Below are 18,775 nucleotides of genomic sequence, written 5' to 3'. Positions count from 1 at the left end.
GCGCCGGATCGAGGTCATTTCTGCTGTTGCATCAGCGGTTTCTGTAGTCGACTGACCATCAGTCGACTGGACGATTCGGAGCATCGCGGAGGATTGTCCAGTCGACTGCGGCATCAGAAACCGTTGGAAAGACGGGGTTTAGCAGTCGACTGACTTTTGGCGCCCTCGGCGTCTAGTCGACTGCGTCGAGCGGAGCGAGGTTGAGGGCGGTATCGCCCTCAGTTGACTGCCCCGTCGCGGCCGCGGGGACGCGGTCGCTTTCGCCTCGCATCAGCGCAGGCCGGAGCATCGCTCAGGCCTCTTCGGTCAGCGCCCTGGCGCCCTCTGATGGACGCGGCAGCTCGAAGAGATGACGTGGCCAGCAGGTCTCGCGACAGCCGCTGCAGGCGGCGCTGGGGGTCTTCTTTCGCCTCATCGGACGCGACTGTGGAGCGGCCAGGACATCACCGCGCAGGTCACTGAGACTGGTCACCACAGTGGCCACGGAGACGGTCACCGAGCACCGCTGCGACAGCGGGCGCGCGCTGCGCCTGGGTGCCCCGATGCGCCGAGTATCGGCTGCCAGGACCCACGTCCGTCCCGGAGGCGTTGTCACTTCGCAGTCCCTTACAGCCCGCCCAGTCACCGTCACGACCCTTCGCCCGATCGACTTCTCAACTGCCCTCGTCTTTGGCCCCCTTGACGCCCAGTTGAGAAGTCAGGGCTGGCGCTCTCTCGCCATCGGAGATCGGGATTCATCGCCGAGCCCCGCTCGGTGATGAGACTGCGCGACCATGCCTCCGGGGCGGAGCACCGGGGACGGCTTTGACCCCATCTGGCTCCGCCGGCGTGCACTCGCACACCTCGGCAGCATGGCTGCCGGAAGCCCCCACCTCGCACTCTCCACCGGACGCGAGACCGAGCTTCCCGCCGTCCCCGAGGAGGTCATCTCAGAGGGGGAGGGAGGCGGCCCGTCAGCCCTGGCGAGACTGTCGTCATTGAGGCCCCGGATTGCCCTCAGCCCTTGGCCGCGAGTGGAGAGGTGGCGACGCGACCGCGGACACTCCGAAGGCGGAGCGAGCGCAGCGAACGAAGCCGGAGGGTGGCAGCGGGTGCGGCGACGCAGCTCCAATCGCTAGGGGCCTCGTAGGTCGCCCCCATCGCTTCACGCCCCCGACCCTTCATCCCGTCTCCCAGAGCTCGAGCACCCGATTCCGGACCCGAAACCGTGACCATCTCCCGGCCACAAACCGCCCACGCAGCGTCCACTCGTGACCACGGCGTGACCGGGCAGTGGGCGCCGAGGGGCCGGCGATCAACGTCAGCGCGTGAGATTCAGCCCTCGGGAGGGCGTATCGAGGCGGGGACCGCCGCGTGACCAGACGTCGGACACGGCGTGGTCACGGCGCGCCCACCACCCGGTCACAACACTCTCGTCGCGTGATGGGGGGGCCTGGGTGGGCCCGGCGCTGACCATTGCTGGGACAGCGCGTGGTCAGGTGTCGGACCGCGGCTCACGGTTCAGGGCTGACTTCAACGCCGAGACTGCGTACCTCGACGGCGATTGTGGCGCTGGATGAGCATGGTGCCCGCGGCCGCGATCAGCACCACGAGCACGGAAGTAGCCGGTACCGCCCAGGGGTAAGAATCTCGGACATGCTCTCCGAAGAGGGCGATTGCCAGAACGAGGACGAGCAGGGTCGAAGCGAGGATGATCCACAGCTTCACGGTCAGCACCTCCTGATCCGGGGCTCGGTGGTCCACGGTAACTCGCACGCCCAGCGCGAAAGAAGAAACCCCCGCCACCCGAAGGTGACGAGGGTTCTTCCATGGGGATCCTCAGTAGCCGCGATCGGCGGCGTCCATGAGTGTCCGGGCGAGGAGCCAGGGGTCGGTTGCGTACAGCCCGGAGTTGGGCAAGCCGTCGAGCTCGACGACGACGGGGCGCTGCCGGTTCGCGTCCAGGGCGACGTCGATCATCACGGTGCCGCCGTGCTCTTCTGCTGCTCGCCGGCCGAGCTCGAGCAGCCGGCCCACGACCTCGGGCTCGTCGATGACCTGCGAGGCGGTGCCGCCGAGGTGCCCGCGGTCACGGCGGACTCGGGTGTCGAACGGCTGCTCGGGGATCGCGTCGAGGGGCGTGAACTCCTCAACGCATCCGGCGGCGGTGACGACCTGGCCGTCGGCGACCTCGATCCCCCTCGCGCTCGAGCGCACCGCGATCGCCCCAAGCCGTCTCGGCGCGACGCATCCGACACCGATTGACGCGCCGGCGCGATGAGGGCTACCCGGATCCTCGCGATAGCGAGAATTGGCAAGGGTGATTGTGTTCGTTTACGTGCAGAAATGACACAAAAAGCCCAGATCAGCTCATCTTTGCTTAGTCGAGTAGTGATACCGTCAAGCGCGTCAGCCTGGAGCGCACGAGAGGAGTTCAGGTGCCGGAACCGCATCGTCGACCCCGCGGGACCGTTAAGGGCCAGCCCACGATATTCGCGACAGTAAGCACGGAGGCAAAGCGATCTCTGGCGAACATCGCGGCGGCCCAACACACTTCGCAGGCGTGGTCTCTTGACGCGATCCTGACCTCACTCCAGAGCGCTAGGACGATCACCGCAAGCCTGCTGGGCCCCAATAACAACCCCGACCCCACCCCCGATACACCGCCCCTTCCGATCGAGCTGCTTGAGCGGGTCGCGGAGGGACTGACGAAGCTGGGCGAGACCGGCACGTTCATCGCCGCCGCACTCGCAGATCACCTCGAGACCGCGCAGCCCCCAAGCATTGAGATTCTTCCCAAGGCTGAGGCAGAGTGGCTGCTCGAGTCAGGCGCCTTCTCCAAGGAAGAGCTCGTATCGGCCGAGGAAGCAGTCAAGCGAGGCGAGCTCCAGTGGCTTGAGATGCGCGGCTTCCTTGCACACTCATACAAGACCCTCTCCTTGTCTGCGGCAGCTGACCGCCTCAACGTGACGGAAGAGGAACTCCGGGCGACGGTAATCGCTCGCCAGACTCATGCGCATGAGATCGGCGGCGAGCTCCGCTTTCCGACTTGGCAGTTCGATGCGAAGCAACCAGACGGGCTGGTGCGAGGTCTTGCCAGGATCCTCGGGTCGGTATCGGCCGCAGACGCAGAGCTCCTGGATGCCCTGATGCTGGCACCGCAGGACGAGCTGCCGCAATGCACATCGCTCTCGCCGCTCTCATGGTTGCAAGGCGACGGCGACGTAGGCGTCGTGGTGGACCTGATCAAGGACCAAGCGTCTAGCTGACATCGACGCTCGCAGCCCTCATCGTCCGGAGGGCGCCCCTCGCTCCGCCCACGCTGCGGGCGCCAGGTGCCACTAACTAACCCCGCACAACACGCCACCGCCAGCTTGCCGCACCCGGTAGGCGGCGCTACCAGATGATCCCACCCGGAGAGGCGCAGGCGCCACCAAAGGACCCCACCCGACACGGCGCCATCAGACGGTCCCACCCGGAAGGGAACGCGACGTAGGCGCCACCAAATGACCCCGGCAGCAGGCGCCACCAAATGATCCCACCGAGCACGGCGCCACGAGGGATTCCCCCAGCACGGCGCCACCGAAAGGACCCACCCCGCGGGTGCCACCAAATGGCCCCACCCAGCACTGCGCCACCAGATGGTCCCGCTCGAGGAGCACGTGACGTAGGCGCCACCAGATGGTCCCAGCCAGCACGGCGCCATCAAGTAATCCCACCAGCAGGCGCCACCGAATGGCCCCGCTCAGTACGGCGCCATCGGATGGTCCCACTCGAGAGGCACGCGACACAGGCGCCACCCGATGACCCCACCCGGCGAGGCGCCACCAAATGGTCCCGCTCAGCACGGCGCCACCAAATGGTCCCACCCGAAGCGGCGCACGACCCGGGCGCTACCAAATGACCCCAACCAGCAGGCGCCACCAAATGGTCCCACTCGGACCGGCGACGACGTGGGCGCCACCAAATGGCCCCACCCGAAGCGCGGCACACCACCCAGGCGCCACCAAATGACCCCAACCAGCAGGCGCCACCAAATGACCCCAAATGATTGTCACGATGGCCAAGCCGGCACCGGCCCAGCCGACACACGAAGCGACGGACCCTCGCGCTCGCCGGCATCCACGAGGCGCTCCTAGCCGCTGACGACCCGTTCGGCCTCCCCTTCGGTGCCCGGCGGACTGCGCGGGTTGGCGTGTCGACGCGCGGTCTGTGCTCCGCGGAGGTGAGCGCCGCTGCCTGGGTTCACCTCCGCGGCAAGTGGACGGTCTCGCTGCGACGGGCTAGCCTCGAGTCATCATGATCAGCCCGTTGCCGCAAGGCGCGGGCTGATTTTCTGTTTGAGATCGCACCCCTAGGGCGCTGAAAATGCTTCCACCCCAGGACCACCACGCGCACGCCACCAGATGGTCCCGTCTAGGAGGCACCACCGAACGACCTCACGCCGGAAGAATCCGACTGCCGCAACCGCGGCCACCGGTGCGGCTCGCTGCACCAACGCATCCGGAGCCGCAAGCTCGGCTGGCGGGAGTGCTTCGCCGTGTCGTCTCACCCTGACCCGTCTGCGCAGGGCATCGCACGGCGAGTAGTTCAGATCGCGCCAGGGACGACTGTCGCTGAGCGGCACCGACGCTTCCCCGAGCTGCGAGCCGCCTCGCTCGGCGACACGGAGGCCTCCGCGACACCGGTTGCAGTCGACCTCGTCCGGTAAACCACCGGCTGTAACCGGCTCTGGTACATTCTCGTCAGCTCGGTCGAGGGTGGAAACTACCAGATCAGCGGCATGATCGCGCAGGTCATGGGGACGCGGCGAACGTGGCTGTAACCGATCGTGTAACCGTTTCGATCTGTCCGGAAATCCCGATCTACCGGGGGTTTGTTGCCCGTTGTAACCGATGTACCACTTCGGCGTCGGAACTATATGCGCATGTGCGCGTAGGCGCATGTGTGTACTTTCCACGGAACGGTGGTACATCGGTTACATCTACTTCAAAGTTGAGGGGAAGAGCCCGGAAACATGCGGGAATCACCGTGTTGCCGTTGTAACCGATAGCGAAATGCATCGGTTACACCATCACCGCCGATTCTCGCCCTTTCACCGAGCTCACCTGGACTTTTCTTCGAGCCGCGGCGTAAGGGCAAAAGGTTACAAAACGCGAGCTATCGGTTACAAACGCTTCATCTGAGGATCTCTCGCGGCTCGCTTCCTAAGCGAAATCGAGCGAGATCGTAGGTGGCGCCGGCACCACCAGGGGGTCAGCCGCCCCTGATCCCGCGAGCTTCGTCGTCGGCTGATGCGCGCTCGACCCACGGGATATCGACGCTGTAGCCGCAGTAGCCGCACTCGAACGCACCGTCCGCTGTGCGCATGACCGTGCCGCATAGGTCGCAGTTCGGCTGCTCCCCACTCTCCAGCTCGTCGTGCGGCATCACGCCGTCAGCCTAGATCGATCGCGACCACCGAGTCCGCGACCTGGAAGGATCTTCACCATGACCAAGCCGGCACCGCCCACGCCGACGACCGACTGCCCGTCCTGCGGCACCTGGGTCTGCAACGACTGCGGTTGGAGGCGTGTGCAAGCCAACCGCTACGCCGTCCTGCCTCAGAACTGCGGCAACTGCGGGCGCCTCTCGGGCCACATGGAGCCCACCCGCCACAGCAACCGCGGCTGCGCTGAGGAGCATCTGGCGGGTCATCTAGAGGTCACCGCCGCGGGCATCATGCCGATGTACCCGCTCGAGGCGTCGGCGCGCTGACTGCCCGGTGGTCGAGGGCACGGGGCGAGAATTCTGCCGTGTCACCGGAACAGGCCAGGCGGCTCGCTAGGCTCGGCGCATGGGGACCAGATGGGCCGATCGCAAGAGGGCCAACAAGGCGCTGCTCATCTGCTCGGCGGTACTCTTCGTCGGCAGTCTTGCGATCCTCACCTTGGCGCTCATCGACGGGTACACCGGCGCGGTGGGCTCTGCCATCAGCATGGCGATGACCTCCGGCGTCCTCTTCTGGTTGGCCCAGCGCGCGGCCCCACTGGCGACGACAACGCAGGTGGTTAGCCGGAACCGCATCGCGCTGGTCCATCCCATGCATGATCACGGTCCGGGTCGTCTCGGCGCGCCAGGTGTCTCACCAGAACGATCCGAGTGACCGTCTTCGAGGACGAACGTCCCGTCGACTCAACCGCTTCCTCCCGGCGTGCTCCCGGGCCAAGGCTCAGGTGGGTACTCGCGGTAGTACCGGCGCCAGGCGTAGACGTTGCCTGCGACGGCGAAAACGATCCATCCCGTCAGCACGAGCCAGCGCACCGGATTGTCGGGGTCATCGATGGCGAACACCACGAGCAGCCCTGCGAGGGAGAAGCTCAGGAGGCTCGCGACCATCAGCTGGTGACTACGCGCCCGTGCCTTCGGGTCCGACGGCGGCTGCGGGATCTCCATCGCTAGCCCACCGGCTCCAGCAAGCTGGGATCAGCCGGATCGACGGTGCGGGAGTTGCTGACCTTGCGGTCGACGATGTGCTCGCGGATGGTCGAGGCGACCTCGCTCGAGCTGTGCTCGAGCATCGCCAGCGTCTCGGTCTTGCGGTCGCCGGTGAGCTTCTCCGGACTCAGCCAGTCGTCCCAGGTGTCGGGGGTCAGGAACGCCGGCATCCGGTGTGCACCTCGCCGCTGGCATCGCGTGCCTCGCGGGTGATGACGACGAAGCATCGTGACTTGTCACCGTTCGGCAGCTCCATCGACCAGGTCAGTCCCGCAGCCGAGAGCAGCCCGTCACCGTGGAGGAAGTGCGGCGTCTTCGGCGTCTTGTCACCGGTCCACTCGAAGTACCCACGCATCGGGACGATGCACCGGGCCGCGCTGAAGGCCGGCGCCCAGAAACCCTGCGCGAGCTTCTCCATCCGGGCGTTGATGATCGGGCCGCCCGGTAGACGGTTCGCTGGCTTCTGCCAATCCCAGCGCACGAGCTCCAGGATCCGACCCTCGCCGCGGTCGCGGACGATCGGCGCGTCCTGCGTCGGCGCGATCGAGTAGGCGCCATTCCACGCGCTCGCCCAGTCCTCGGGATTCCCGCCGCCGGCGACGTACTCGCGGAACAGCTCGCCGGTCTTTGCGTCGTTCGCGAATCGGCCGCACATACGAGCGACCCTACGGCGCGACCTGATCGGCGTCGAGGAACTTCAGGACCGATCGCTCTGTTACGGTTCCCGCGTGCCGCACGAGCCGTGGCCGATCGCGAACCTCGCCGGACCACGTTTCCGTACGCTGGTGATCGTCACCTGGCGCAACCGCTGCGCTGACCGCTATATATGCCGCGGTTGCGGTCGGACGGCAGGTGGTCTCAGACATCGTCGTCGCTTCCTCGCGCTCGCCTCCGCGTGTGCGAATCCACAAGACCCCGACCGCTAAAGAAACGGAGGCGGCGTGCGGGAACGTACGCACGAGCTTCTGACGCAAGTGAAATCACGCCTACCACCATCCCCTCGCCTCCTACAGCACTGCGGTGGGAAGGAGTTATTGCGGCATCGCTCGCCGCGGGGTGGCGGAGCAGCGCTCCATGCGCGCCTTCCCACCGCCGATCCCGGCGGCCGCTTACTTCTTTCGCGTCCGGGCGAGCACGACGAGGCCGAATACCGCGACACCGGCGGTGGCGACGATGAGAACGGGCCCATATGCGCCCGCAGGCAGCGCTAGTCGCCCGAGAGGCGCATCGGGGGCTGACGAGATCGTCAGCAACACCGATCCTGCGCACCCCAGGATGCCGATGACCAGGAAAAACCAACCCGTCGCGCTACTCGATCTCTTCATATTGACGCCCAACCTACTGGATCAGGGACGATACGCCAGCCGACGCGACTTCACCGAGAGCGAAGCATCCGACGGCGCCGACGAAACCTGCCCCAAAGGTGGAGACACCGAGCGCCGCCACCCCCGCGGCGCAGGCTAGCTCTACGGCGAACCCTGCGGCATAGCCCGCCAGATCTTGTGAGGTCAGGACGTTGTACGTGGAGTAGAGGCCCGTCGCCGAGCCCACGATTCTCGCCGCGGCGGACGCTCCAGCGAGACCGGACGGATCGAAAGTGTTGATCGGGTTGCAGCTGGCATAGGCGTACGGATTCTTCTCCTGCCCGCTAGGGTCCATCTGTGTGAACCGCCCCTGGGCCGGCTCATAGTAGCGAGCTCCGAGCTTGTAAAGGCCTTGTGCGTCACGATACTCGCCGATGTAGCGAATGTTGTTCGCCTCTACGGAGCCACCGCTGGTCATGAAGCGAGTCTCCCCGTAAGGGTCGTACGAGTAGCCGCCACTGTAGGTGCCCTTTGTGGTGAACATGCCGACGACAGAACCCAAGTGATCGTGAATGTAGTAGTGCTGCGCCTGTCCGCGGAGCCCAGTCACTTGGCCGTCGGGAGTCCGGGTGTAGTTGTGGGTGATGCTGTCGTCGTACCGTTGCATCAATCCGATAGCGGAATTGTTGAACTTCAGGCCGCCGGCGGTGAGGCGATCTGTGTTGCCGGCCCCAAAGTAGGTGTTGGCGATTGTTCCGATCTTGGAAGCTTCGCCTCGGTCGCCGAACGTGCTGGACACACTCGTCGAGCCTGCGCGAGTCTGGTTGCCGGCCCCGTCGTATGTCCAGGTTGCGGCTTGGCCCGTTGCGGACGTGAGTTGATTCGCAGCGTTGTACCCGTAGGTGATGGTTCCCGCAGTGGCGCCGGTGCTGCCGGCGCGAACCTGCTGCGTGCGGTTGCTGTTCGCGTCGTACTTATAGGCCCACGAAGCAGAGACGGTGGTCGATGTCTTTTCCTCGGCGAGCGTGAGTCGGTTGCGGGAGTCGTAGGTGTAGCTCGTCACCGCGCCGGCTGTGATGCCCTGTTCCTTATGGGCTGTGCGTTTCTGGACGTTCGCACGGTCGCCATTGGCGGCGGCGTAGGAGTACCCGATGTCCACTGCGGTAGACCCGTCTGCGGCCTTCGATGTGATTCGGGTGGGGCGTCCGGAGCCGTCGCGAGTTGTGACTGTGGTGGCGCCGCCCGGGAGAAGGCGCTTGGTTTCTGCGCCGTTCACGTCGTACTCGAAGAGCACGCAGCCGGAGTCAGCTGCGGGGGCTCCCGCGGACGGGCAGATCCCGTTGGGTTCCCGGAGCGATTTCAGTTGGTTGGCGGCGTCGTACGTGTAGGTGGTTGTCCCTCCGCCGTCGGCGTAGGTGAGCATGTTGCCGGCTTTGTCATACGTGTACGTTTGCGAGACGCCACTCCGCGGCCCTGTCTGCTTGACGATGCGCCCCTGATGGTCGTACGAGTAGCTCGAAGATCCTCCGCCGGAATCGACCCGCGTACGCTCAAGGCCGTTGTCGTAGTACGAGCTCACGACGTTCTGGCCGTCAGCGAACGTTGTCAGGACGAGGCGGTCGCGGATGTCGTACTGATAGGACGTTTTGTGGCCGTTGCCATCGGTAACAGTCGCGACCCTGCCGAGAGAGTCGTGAGTGTAGGTGGTCGCGCCCATGGGCGCGGGGGGCGTGACCTTTGTCAGGTCGCCCTTTGAGTTGTAGGCGTACGTGGTGATGTTCCCGTTGCCGTCTTTGGTCGTGCAGACCTGTCCGCCGAACCCACCGCAGTTCCCATAGGTCCGCTCGAACTCCACGACCGGGGTGCTACCGGTGGTATCGGTCTGCTTGGTCTGATTACCTGCTGCGTCGTACTGGTACTGCTTCTTGTTCCCGGCGTCGTCCGTCGAGCACTTGGGCTGGAAGGCGGTGCCGGTGTTGGGTGCCGAGCAGTTTGCCCCCACCGCGTAGACAGCGGCTGCAGCAGCCCCTGTGGGCATCTGGGCGTTCGTGCGGTTACCCGATCCGTCGTACGTGTAGGTGCTGTTGTTCGTCCCGAAACCGTCGGTGGTCTTCGCGATGTCGCTGTTTGCGGTCCACTCCTGAGTGCGAGTTCTGTTCAGTGCGTCTTTCGCTGCGGTGACTCGCCCGGAGCTGTCGATTGTGTAGGTCGAGACCTTCCCGTTCGGGTCGGTGACGGTCGTCGTACCAGCGTTATAGGCGAACGACGTCGTGACGCCGGATTGCTGAGTCACCTTGGTGACACGGTGCGACGAGTCGTAGCTGAAGCTGATTGTGGTCGTCGCTGCGGCTGCTGCGGGCAGGACGATGCTCGCCAGCCGACCGGTTGCGTCGTAGGTGTATGTCGTGACTTTCCCGTCAGGCGAGGTCGCGGTCTTAAGAGCGCCCGAGTTCGGGTCGTAGGTGTACTTGACTTCACGTCCTGCGCTGTCCTTAACGCCCTGGAGCTCTGTCCCGCCCGAAGCCCAGTCCCGTTGCATGCTGAGGGAACGCCCGCTGGTGTGATAGATCGACATCAAGTCGCCACCGCTGTAGCTGTAGGAGGACCCGACGCCGTTTCGGTCACGCGTCGCGCTGAGAATGCCGTGGGTGGAGAACATCATCTGGTCGCCAGACTTGTTCTCGGTCAGCGTCATGTAGTAATCGCCGCTGCTCGTGTCCTGGCGTGCGGTCATGTTGGAACCCGGAGGCCCCTTGAAATCGGCCGTCGTCCCGACCCGTTCAAAGCGAAGGTGCAGCCCATTCGGGCCGTGGTAATCAGCGTAGGAGCCCATATTCACAAGGCCGATGTCGTACGCGCCGTTGCTCGAGTGCCAGCCGCCTCCGAGTGACCCGCGCTGCGTAGACAGGCCGTTATAGAAGCGATCGTGGCGGAGCGCGTAGCCAGGCCCGGGAACGATGAGATCGTTCGCTTTCAGGAGAAGGTTGCCGTTTGCGAGATTGACCTGGGCGGTGCTATCCGACGACAGGGAAAAGTCATGGAAGGGGAACCAAGGGAGTTCACCCGTTCCTGGAGCACCCGCGACCGTGTTGGAAGGCACGGCAAATGACGACATGCCACCATCTGAATCGTCCGCGCTAACGAACCGGTCCTGAGGCTGCGGCTCCCAATCCACCTCGGGGAGATTCAAGTCCGCCGGTATAGCACCCTCGGCAGCGTTCGCGGGGGGCTCCCACACCGCTTCTAATGCCGAAGGGTCGGCCACCGCAATTTTCGTGGCGGCAGCCGCAGGCGGTGCAATGAGCACCGAGACAGCAACTGCAGAGATGGCGAACAGGGCAATAGATCGACGCGTAGCGCGCATGGTCCCCCAAGTCAGCGCGAACGGATCCCACCGTTCGCTGGTTGGGAGCAGACAACCACACCCACACAGCTACTGTCCAGCAAATACTGAGCTTTCCTGTAGATCACACCGCGAGGTTCACCCGCCGCGAATACCTGGCGGTTCTCCGACACCAGCAGAACGCTCAACCCGAGAAGCGCTGCGTACATGAGTACTTGTCTCCTGTCCGGTGTGCCATGCGGCATCCCTCGCCGGTTGTCGTATCGCGGGTCTCACTCAATCGGGTGAATTTGCAGCGGCTTCTTCAACAGCCGGTGGCGTGGGGCTGAGCTGGCGCACGTAGCCCTTCGACCTCGGGATCCAGCACAGAAGCCAGCGCACCGGTCATGATGACCACCCACACAGCGACGATCAACGCGACGACGACGATCACGGTGACGATGAGGGCGCGTCGGCTCCCGCTCATCGCGTCCTTGGTCCCACGCATGCCGCCACCTTGGCGCTGAACCGATGGGACGCGCTACCTGCAAGAAAGGTTCGCGTACACCTCGACGACTCGTTCGATGCCGGGATATCCCGCGTCTTCGAGCGCTGACCGCACGTCCTCACGCACAGCTTCGAGATAGGCCCGCCCGCGAAGTCGAACCTCAGACTGAGGGCCGCGGTCCGGGTCATCGTCCAACAGCTGATACCAGCCCGCCCACTGAGAATCGCTGACCGAAGCGTCCTCAAGCGCACCCTCTGCGATCCGACTGGCCTCTGCGGGCGGATCATCGACCGCGGGACCGAGCCACCAGTTGATCCGACAAGAGCCGCCTGAGACATGCACGACCTCCGAGCGCTCCGGACCGCTCAAGGGCGGCACAGCCCAGCACCCTGTCAGCAACAACAATCCCGCGACGACGGAGACGCATGCTGCTCCGGCTCTTCGCATACCGCGATGGTACGAGCCACTCCTGGAAGATCGCGGCGTCCTCTGTTCTGCTCAGCCCCATCTCACTTCAAGGGGTCTGTACTTGACCCGCGATATTCGCAGTTATCCGGACTATTCGATCGCGCGCGCCGAGACTGAGCCCTGGTGGGCGTCAGCTGCACATTCGAGCTGGCGCAACGCCTGGTCAGTCGTCGACGTCGCCAGCGACAAAGGCCGCGACAGCACGCGCCACAGCGTCGAGACGATCTTCCCGGATCGCGGTGATGGGCGTCGTCTCATCCAACAGAGGGTTCGCCCCGATGAACCACTGGCGGGCAACCTGATTGCCATCGGCTGCGGCGAGTAGCGCCCACTGGCGGTGAGCAAACTGCAGTCGGTTCGCGAGTTGGTCTCGTGGCTCGGGGCCATCCGGCTTGGCCCAGCGGTTCGGGAGCTTGCGATCCTGGGAGCCGGAGAGCGCGGCCACGAGCGTCGAGCCGAGAGCAGCATTCAGCTCGCGGACGATGTCGTGGATGTCCATCCCGGTGGTGCGTCCGTGTCGAGCGGTCACTGTCGATGCCGTCACGCCATCAGGGTACGCTCGTTGCCCCGGGGCGTCTAAACCTTGCCCCTACACACCACCGATCAACGTTATGTCAGTTTCCTGGTTCACAGGGATCATGTTGTTGACTCGGCGTCAGTCGACGCGCGGACGTCCTCCGGCGAATCGGAAGCTCAGCTCCGTCGAGGAGACCGAGACTCAAGGCGTCGATGTGACATGGAGGTAGCGCTGCGGCATCGGCAATGCGCTGTTTCCGTCCAGCGAGCTGAGCATTTCCGGGCGTCGGGAGGGTCAGTCAGGCCGACTCCTCGCCCCTTGCACGGTCAGATGCGGTGCCGTCTCGCCGCCCGAGGAGTACCAGGTGTCATGATCGGTTGCAGGCGAGCAAAGGGGGCACCTTGCCTGAATGGCTATCGGCGCTACTAGGACCCGGGCTGTGGTTTGGCAAGTGGGTCACCTATGAGATGCGCGTCGTCCGCATCGTTCGCAAGCGCGCACGCGAGCACGGCCTCGAGTTGAACACTCGAGCTCTGAGGATGCATCTGTATGCGAGACATTTTCTCGAGAAGATGCGAGACGATGCGGCGCGTCCGGCGCTCCGCGATTCGCTGGACGCGTTCACGGCAGACAGCTCCGTTACGAGCGACCAGCTGTTCAGCTGGATCGAGCAGGCTGCCACCGATCGGGCTGACGCTGTCGTCGCCTCGAACACTAACGCTGCCTCCGTTCGAGAGCGCATCGATTCTGTCAAAGACGCTGTCGTCACGAGTGACCACGACCGAACCCTCCGGGAGACGCGCCTGACCGGAATGCGCCCTTCGCGAGCACTGGCCGCGCGCGAGGCACAGCAGGTGTGGCCGCGCCTCGACACGGTGCTCGGCCTCCTCGACGGGCCAGATCGAAGCGCACGGCTTAATGGGTGGGCACACCGCGAGCCACAGTTCCTCAGCGACGCCCCGGCGCAGGTCTGGTGCTGGCTAGCAGACTTGGCCGACGACGCCGGCGCCGCATCCTCGGCTGCAGTGTTCCTGGACAAGGCGCTCACACTCGGCGCCCACCCGCTCGGCTACTGGGAGATCCGACGCGAGTGGCTCAGACGCAGCGAGCGGGACATCCACAGTCAGCCCAGCCACCAGAGCACGCAGAAGTCCCCTAGCGACACCGAACACGCTCTTGTGAAGGGGTGGCAGCTAGAGCTCAAGGGCGATACCGACCAAGCGCGCGACGTGCTCGAGGCGTGGGACCCGAGAACCGCAGCAGAGACCGCCACGCGGTCTCTGCTGCTGGCGCGATTTGCCGCAAACCAGAACGATCACGCAGAGGCGGTTCGACTCGCCCTGCCGCTCTTCGAGGAGACCGGAAGCCCCGCCGCGGTCATCATCGCCGCGCAATCCCTTGTCGCCCAGCAGCTGTTCGAGTCCACGGCACTGCATGCGGGCAATACTGCTGACGCGTTCGCGCTGCTTATCAAGGCTCGGGATCTCTTCCGGCAATGGCAAGTCGATTCAGTGAACGTGATCGTTCTGGCAGCTACCATCGCGCGGTTGCTGAACGACCCGCTGCGCGCGTTGAGTCTGATCACGGCTGAGCCGAATGGTGAAGCGACCCCGATGGAGGCGGCGAGCCTGAAGATCCGCGCCTCGGCGGCGTTGCTGCACGCCGACAACGGTGACCTAGAGCAGGGGCGAGCACTCGTTGACGAGCCCGACCTCGCACCTGCGACGGCAAGCCACCTCCGAGCACTGATCGCCTTGGCCGACGAGGACGACGAAGCAGCTGCCCGCCACTTCGAAAGCGCCCTCGACCTCACTGACGACTACCAGGAAAAGGGAACGTTCGCGCTCGCGCTGGCGCGGCTCGGGAGATCCCACCCCTTCGCAGAGGAGCAGCGCGCTGCTGGCAACGCGGTGTTCGCCGAGCATCTGCGGCTGATCGCGGACGCCGCGAGCGGAGCCTCCGGCAGTATGGACCGGCTGCAGGCCGCGGCGCATACGTCTGCCAATCTGAGCCTCATCCTGAGTGAGATTTATCAGACCCAGGGAGAGACCGAGAAGCAAGCTCTCACCCTTGAAGCTGCCGCCGCTCGAATGAACGACTCCGACATTTGGCTCGCCGCGGCTCGTGTCCGGTGGCAGCGAGATGAGCCCGACGAAGCGCTGCACGACGCCGAGGAAGCTCGCGCCAACGCCCCGCACCAGTGGGGTGCCTATCCCCGGACGTATGCACTACTCGTGGAGCTGTACTCAGCAAGCGGCATCTGGAGCAAAGCGCTCGACGCGGCCGAGAATCTCGTCCGGGTAAGCAGCAACGACCCCCTCGCGGTCTGGACGCTCATCTCCTGCCAGTACTACGCCGGCGAGTTCGAGCTAGCTCTGAGAACGTGGGACACCCTGACGGATAGACAACGGCCGGTCCGCCGTCAGCTGATCCACGTGTGGCTGGGTCTCTACGAGCAGTACGGCGAGCTCGTCGGCGCCACCGCGGATCTCGTCGCCATTGCCAACGACTGGGCGGAGGACGAGTACATCCGACGCCGCATCGTTGGGCTGCTCATCGCGCCGCGCAGAGCCCCGGTAGCAAAGCCGACAGATGAGCCCCGACACGACCAATCGGATGACGGCCAGCAGGAGCAACGCCCCGACGGCGACGGCGGAGACCAGGACCCCGAACAGCTCGCGCGAGCTGCGCTCTTCAGCGACTATTTCCGCGACTTCCCGGACGGGGCAATCAAGCGTCTCGAAGCCATTGACGAGGATGATGACGATACCGCTGCCGGGGCGAAGTTGTTGGCGCAAATCATCGACGCGGTGGGAGAGCGACCGGACACCTCAGAGTTCGACGCGAAGATCTTCACCGGCGTCCTGCCCGTAGGCACCGTCAGCTACGCGCACGGATGCACCCTGGCCGAGGCCGTCGTGACTCATGCCTCTGGTGTGAGATTCAGTTCGCGAGGCGACGAGTTCGAACGAAGCGTCGCGCGTCTCGCACTCGCCAACTCGGTGGTGGCGGACACCACATCGTTGTTCTTCTTAGCGACACTGCCCGAGGAGTTGAGGCTGGGTCTCACGGGTGTGTTCGCCGGCCTGGGCGTCTCGGCGGATCAGTTTCGCGACGCGGTCTCGGGGCTTTCGCAGGCTGAGCGATTCGGCTACGCGACTTCGATCACCGGTGGGATGCGCGGCCCCGTCGCGCTCCGGGCCCGCTTCACAGACGAGGCGAGTCTCGACGTCAGCCGCCTGTCCGCGCTCGTGGAACTGATGCGACCCTTGGTCCGGCATGAGCGCCCGCGGACGGCCACCCGCGATCACGCGGAGCAGCTGAAGGACGACACCTGGTACGCGGCAGCGGCTGTCGCGAGCGACGTACGAGCGCTGTGGTCTGATGACCGAACTTTGAACATCCTGGCCGCTGACTTTGGCGTACGGACATTCTCGACCCCCGCGCTACTGGACGTCCTCGAGGAGGACGGCCGACTCGCGTCCGACATCGTGAGACAGGTGCGAGCGCACCTCGTGGCCGAGCGGTACGTACATGTCGACTTCGATGAGGACATCTTCGCCAGGGCTATGACACTTCGGCCCGGCGCCTCAATGAACGTCGCGAGCGTAGTCGAGCACCTAGACGGCGCCCGCGCCGAAGCGAAGTGCGACTTCATGCTCTCGCACGCAGCTCAGCACACCCCGGATGGAGTACGGATGGAGCGGTGGATCTCAGCGACGGTGCGCTGGATGATCCGCATCTCCCCGGATGAGAACGCTATGACGTCCAACCTCGCGCTGCTCGCCGGTAAAGTCCTCAAAGCCCCGTGGGTTGTGCCCCAGACGTTCGCGTACGTGGACGCGGGCTTCGCTGACGCTCGGCAGAACCCCAGCAGACCCCCGGGCGCGGGCAGCCCCGGTGGCACAGGCAGCCCAGGCCCTGCACTGAATCTCGCCAGCGACGAAGACCCGCTCGTCCGCGAGCTCGAGCGCCGTTTCCGATTCGTTGCCAGCACAGACCGCATGCTCGCCACGCGGTGGCTTCTTGCGTTGATGGCTGGGCTCGATGCGTCCGAGAGGCCGCGATATACCGCGATCATCCTCCGACCCTAGGGCGCCACTAGCGCATCAGCGGAGCGTGCGTTCGCTGGCGATGCATTTCGACGATCGACCACTCTCCGGACACACAGAGCCGATGCCGAGGGCACCGATAGTCGTCGGTTATGTCACGGCCGGCCCGCCTCGTGTGTTTGGAAGAGGGGGTGCGCTCGTAGTCGAGATTTCGGTTCCTAGCCGACGTCGACACTGACCGAAATGAGTAGCCATCGGTCATCGAGGATTGCCCAGCGTCGGCAGTAGCTGAACCGACCCCGGAGCGGATGTCCCGTTTGTACTGCTATGACGTCGATGAAGGACGTGATGCTCGCGCAGCCGTTGTGTTCGCGGGTGAGGCGGTAGACCTCTTTCAGTTCATCGAATCGGGTCGTGCCATCCGAGTACGCGCTCAGGTCAGCATCGCTGCCAATCGTTTCGCCGCTGGGGAGCTCGAGAGTCATCCAGGCGTGCGTTAGAGCCCGGAGAGTCGCTATGTTCGCTGTTCTCATGGACGTTGGCACCCTCGCCACACAGGCTCTCGCTCGGCTCGCAGATACGCCAGAACCTGCGCACATGCTGACCGCTCAGCTGTCGGTCGCAGAGAGTTGTGGTTGCGAGACGCCCCTATGATCACGAGGAGCGTCAGCCTCGCCCCAGGGGACGTGCCACCAAGACGAAGCTTCCCCCTCTCGACAACCCCCACCTGGATCCTGGTCACGGGCACATACCGCTGGCACCCGCCTGACTCGAGGCGCAGTACGCGCCGTTCTTGCAGCGACCGGTGTCTGTCCGCGTGGTCGCCTCGAACCAGCGGATTGCCGTGCACGCGGGGGAAAAGTGGCTCAGCTTCCCGTATGCGGCCATGACGGCGATCTATCCCGAGGTCGGTGACGCCCGCCGAGCCGTGGAGCGTCAGCCAATGACCGTCATGTTCCCCCTGACAGGCCTATCGGCAACGGTCCAACCGAGGTCTTTGCAGGCCTCTTCACCGCTCATGTAGTGGGCTGCTGTGTGACCCGCGCTCGGGTCCGGTACGCCCGCGTCACCGAAGAGCGCGTAAGCGGCTGGTTCGCCGGTGGTGAACGCCGAGGCGTAGAACACCCCGTCGAAGCCAGCGTCCTCGAATGCCTTCGCCCAGGCCTGAGGCACCGAGTAGTCCGCCATCGTCGTCAGCTCGCGCACGATGCCGTGCTTTGCGGCGTCGACATGGCTCACGGCAGCACAACGGTGCTCCGTCGGGGCGGTAACGATGGACACGACGAACGAGTCGGCGAGGTCTCGGGAGACGACTCCTGTGCGTGACGCCCGGCCACGCACTTTCTCGCGCACGGCAGTGTCCACGCTCGACGCGGTGCAGCACGTCCCGCGGGCCCCGTGCAGGTTGAACCGTCCCTCGAAGCCGTTGTCGAAGTACCAGGCGCCGCGACTGGTGCTGTGCGAGCGGTACATGGCTGTCCCTGCGGGGACGGTGACCTCGGGGAAGGCGCTGAGGGTAGCCCCGGCGGCCGGGGCGGCTTGCGAGGCGGTCACGCGGCCCAGGCCGCGGCGTCGTGACGTGCTTCTGTGAGCACGGCGTCTAGTTCGCCCGCTGCGAGGAGATCGATAGCGCGAGGCAGGTCCTGACCGTTGTCGTCAGTCAGGGGAGTGTTGAGCCACTGCGCCCACGTCCACGGGTCGTCGATCCCGGTCTGCAGCACGGCAAGGACCTTGTTCAACCCCGGTACGAGCCGGTGGTTGCGGACTTGGAAGGCTGGGTAGAGGTTGTCGCCGTCGGCGGTCGGCAGCCGGAGGGCGCGGCGCTCTTTCACTGCCTTCGAGATGGCGCCACGCTCGACACCGAGCTCGCGCTGGAGGCTGCCGCTGGTGTAGCAGGGTCCGATGATGTCGGCCCAGGGGCTCGTTGTCACGGCGAGGCGGTCGACGATGTCCTGGATGACGGTCTCGGGCTTGGTGATGACACTGATCTTCACTCCGCCTCGGACGAGGGCGTCGACCTTGCTCCCGAACAGGTCTTTCAGAACCTTCGCGGCCTGCTCTTCCTGGCGCCGTTGCGGGTCCTCGGGTGCGAGAGTAGTCACCGTTCCTCCATGTCTACCATGTCTACCACCCAGTATGCGCGGGCAC

The 18,775-nt window shown here is 65.1% G+C and carries 15 protein-coding genes; 4 read left to right on the top strand and 11 right to left on the bottom strand.

Annotation, left to right across the window (positions count from 1 at the left end; genetic code table 11):
• Nucleotides 1–1,818: 1,818 nt before the first annotated feature.
• Complete coding sequence (locus tag DO944_RS13540; RefSeq protein ID WP_112617703.1) at nucleotides 1,819–2,196, bottom strand: hypothetical protein; 378 nt, start codon at nucleotides 2,194–2,196, stop codon at nucleotides 1,819–1,821.
• Nucleotides 2,197–2,417: 221 nt separating this feature from the next.
• Here DO944_RS13540 and DO944_RS13535 point away from each other — a divergent pair, with 221 nt between their 5' ends.
• Entirely contained in the window at nucleotides 2,418–3,248 is an 831-nt protein-coding gene (locus DO944_RS13535; protein ID WP_112617702.1) for a hypothetical protein, read from the top strand.
• Nucleotides 3,249–5,235: 1,987 nt separating this feature from the next.
• On the opposite strand, the gene DO944_RS15705 is transcribed toward DO944_RS13535, so the two are convergent.
• Nucleotides 5,236–5,412: a hypothetical protein gene (locus tag DO944_RS15705; RefSeq protein WP_181574253.1), complete on the bottom strand. Its 177-nt coding sequence runs from the start codon at nucleotides 5,410–5,412 to the stop codon at nucleotides 5,236–5,238.
• 57 nt (nucleotides 5,413–5,469) lie between these two features.
• Between DO944_RS15705 and DO944_RS13530 the strand changes: the two genes are divergently transcribed.
• Together DO944_RS13530 and DO944_RS15585 are read left to right on the top strand one after the other, a co-directional pair.
• The gene (locus DO944_RS13530) at nucleotides 5,470–5,736 is read left to right on the top strand and encodes a hypothetical protein (RefSeq protein ID WP_146752060.1); all 267 of its coding nucleotides are present in this window, start codon (nucleotides 5,470–5,472) and stop codon (nucleotides 5,734–5,736) included.
• Nucleotides 5,737–5,815: 79 nt separating this feature from the next.
• Nucleotides 5,816–6,124 carry a hypothetical protein gene (locus DO944_RS15585; RefSeq protein WP_146752059.1) on the top strand — a complete coding sequence of 103 codons (309 nt, stop codon included), beginning with the start codon at nucleotides 5,816–5,818 and terminating at the stop codon, nucleotides 6,122–6,124.
• 29 nt (nucleotides 6,125–6,153) lie between these two features.
• On the opposite strand, the gene DO944_RS13520 is transcribed toward DO944_RS15585, so the two are convergent.
• From DO944_RS13520 to DO944_RS13500, 6 genes are all read right to left on the bottom strand, one after another.
• Nucleotides 6,154–6,357, bottom strand: a complete 204-nt coding sequence (locus DO944_RS13520) for a hypothetical protein (RefSeq protein WP_146752058.1) — start codon at nucleotides 6,355–6,357, stop codon at nucleotides 6,154–6,156.
• A gap of 59 nt (nucleotides 6,358–6,416) precedes the next feature.
• Nucleotides 6,417–6,626, bottom strand: a complete 210-nt coding sequence (locus DO944_RS13515) for a hypothetical protein (protein ID WP_112617698.1) — start codon at nucleotides 6,624–6,626, stop codon at nucleotides 6,417–6,419.
• Nucleotides 6,611–7,111 (bottom strand): SOS response-associated peptidase, encoded by a 501-nt coding sequence (locus DO944_RS13510; RefSeq protein WP_112617697.1) that lies wholly within the window; start codon nucleotides 7,109–7,111, stop codon nucleotides 6,611–6,613. Before DO944_RS13510 ends, DO944_RS13515 begins: the two co-directional genes overlap by 16 nt.
• Nucleotides 7,112–7,794: 683 nt before the next feature.
• Complete coding sequence (locus tag DO944_RS13505) at nucleotides 7,795–10,875, bottom strand: RHS repeat-associated core domain-containing protein (protein ID WP_181574252.1); 3,081 nt, start codon at nucleotides 10,873–10,875, stop codon at nucleotides 7,795–7,797.
• A 532-nt stretch (nucleotides 10,876–11,407) separates the two neighbouring features.
• On the bottom strand, nucleotides 11,408–11,590 hold the full coding sequence (locus DO944_RS15580) for a hypothetical protein (protein ID WP_146752057.1): 183 nt from the start codon (nucleotides 11,588–11,590) through the stop codon (nucleotides 11,408–11,410).
• Nucleotides 11,591–12,221: 631 nt separating this feature from the next.
• Nucleotides 12,222–12,557, bottom strand: coding sequence for a hypothetical protein (locus DO944_RS13500; protein WP_112617695.1), 336 nt, complete (start codon nucleotides 12,555–12,557; stop codon nucleotides 12,222–12,224).
• Nucleotides 12,558–12,976: 419 nt separating this feature from the next.
• Between DO944_RS13500 and DO944_RS13495 the strand changes: the two genes are divergently transcribed.
• Nucleotides 12,977–16,669 carry a lipopolysaccharide assembly protein LapB gene (locus tag DO944_RS13495; RefSeq protein WP_146752056.1) on the top strand — a complete coding sequence of 1,231 codons (3,693 nt, stop codon included), beginning with the start codon at nucleotides 12,977–12,979 and terminating at the stop codon, nucleotides 16,667–16,669.
• 176 nt (nucleotides 16,670–16,845) lie between these two features.
• On the opposite strand, the gene DO944_RS16055 is transcribed toward DO944_RS13495, so the two are convergent.
• The 3 genes from DO944_RS16055 to DO944_RS13480 form a co-directional block, all read right to left on the bottom strand.
• Complete coding sequence (locus DO944_RS16055) at nucleotides 16,846–17,226, bottom strand: nuclear transport factor 2 family protein (protein ID WP_396652025.1); 381 nt, start codon at nucleotides 17,224–17,226, stop codon at nucleotides 16,846–16,848.
• Between the two features lie 337 nt (nucleotides 17,227–17,563).
• A complete protein-coding gene (locus DO944_RS13485; RefSeq protein WP_146752055.1) occupies nucleotides 17,564–18,100 on the bottom strand; it encodes an RES family NAD+ phosphorylase in 537 nt (178 codons plus the stop codon).
• A gap of 77 nt (nucleotides 18,101–18,177) precedes the next feature.
• A complete protein-coding gene (locus tag DO944_RS13480; protein WP_112617691.1) occupies nucleotides 18,178–18,729 on the bottom strand; it encodes a hypothetical protein in 552 nt (183 codons plus the stop codon).
• Nucleotides 18,730–18,775 lie beyond the last annotated feature (46 nt).

Source organism: Microbacterium sp. SMR1, from assembly GCF_003289625.1.
Classification (GTDB): Bacteria; Actinomycetota; Actinomycetes; order Actinomycetales; family Microbacteriaceae; genus Microbacterium; species Microbacterium plantarum.
Note: the sequence above shows the minus strand (reverse complement) of the source record. Positions and strands in the feature narration are given on the sequence as shown.

Excerpts from the sequence above, each read along its gene's own strand:
- DO944_RS15580 (WP_146752057.1), bottom strand. The coding sequence starts at position 11,590 with ATGCGTGGGACCAAGGACGCGATGAGCGGGAGCCGACGCGCCCTCATC.
- DO944_RS13530 (WP_146752060.1), top strand. The coding sequence starts at position 5,470 with ATGACCAAGCCGGCACCGCCCACGCCGACGACCGACTGCCCGTCCTGC.
- DO944_RS15585 (WP_146752059.1), top strand. The coding sequence starts at position 5,816 with ATGGGGACCAGATGGGCCGATCGCAAGAGGGCCAACAAGGCGCTGCTC.
- DO944_RS13505 (WP_181574252.1), bottom strand. The coding sequence starts at position 10,875 with ATGTCGTCATTTGCCGTGCCTTCCAACACGGTCGCGGGTGCTCCAGGA.
- DO944_RS13520 (WP_146752058.1), bottom strand. The coding sequence starts at position 6,357 with ATGGTCGCGAGCCTCCTGAGCTTCTCCCTCGCAGGGCTGCTCGTGGTG.
- DO944_RS13500 (WP_112617695.1), bottom strand. The coding sequence starts at position 12,557 with ATGGACATCCACGACATCGTCCGCGAGCTGAATGCTGCTCTCGGCTCG.
- DO944_RS13485 (WP_146752055.1), bottom strand. The coding sequence starts at position 18,100 with ATGTACCGCTCGCACAGCACCAGTCGCGGCGCCTGGTACTTCGACAAC.
- DO944_RS16055 (WP_396652025.1), bottom strand. The coding sequence starts at position 17,226 with ATGTGCGCAGGTTCTGGCGTATCTGCGAGCCGAGCGAGAGCCTGTGTG.
- DO944_RS13510 (WP_112617697.1), bottom strand. The coding sequence starts at position 7,111 with ATGTGCGGCCGATTCGCGAACGACGCAAAGACCGGCGAGCTGTTCCGC.
- DO944_RS13515 (WP_112617698.1), bottom strand. The coding sequence starts at position 6,626 with ATGCCGGCGTTCCTGACCCCCGACACCTGGGACGACTGGCTGAGTCCG.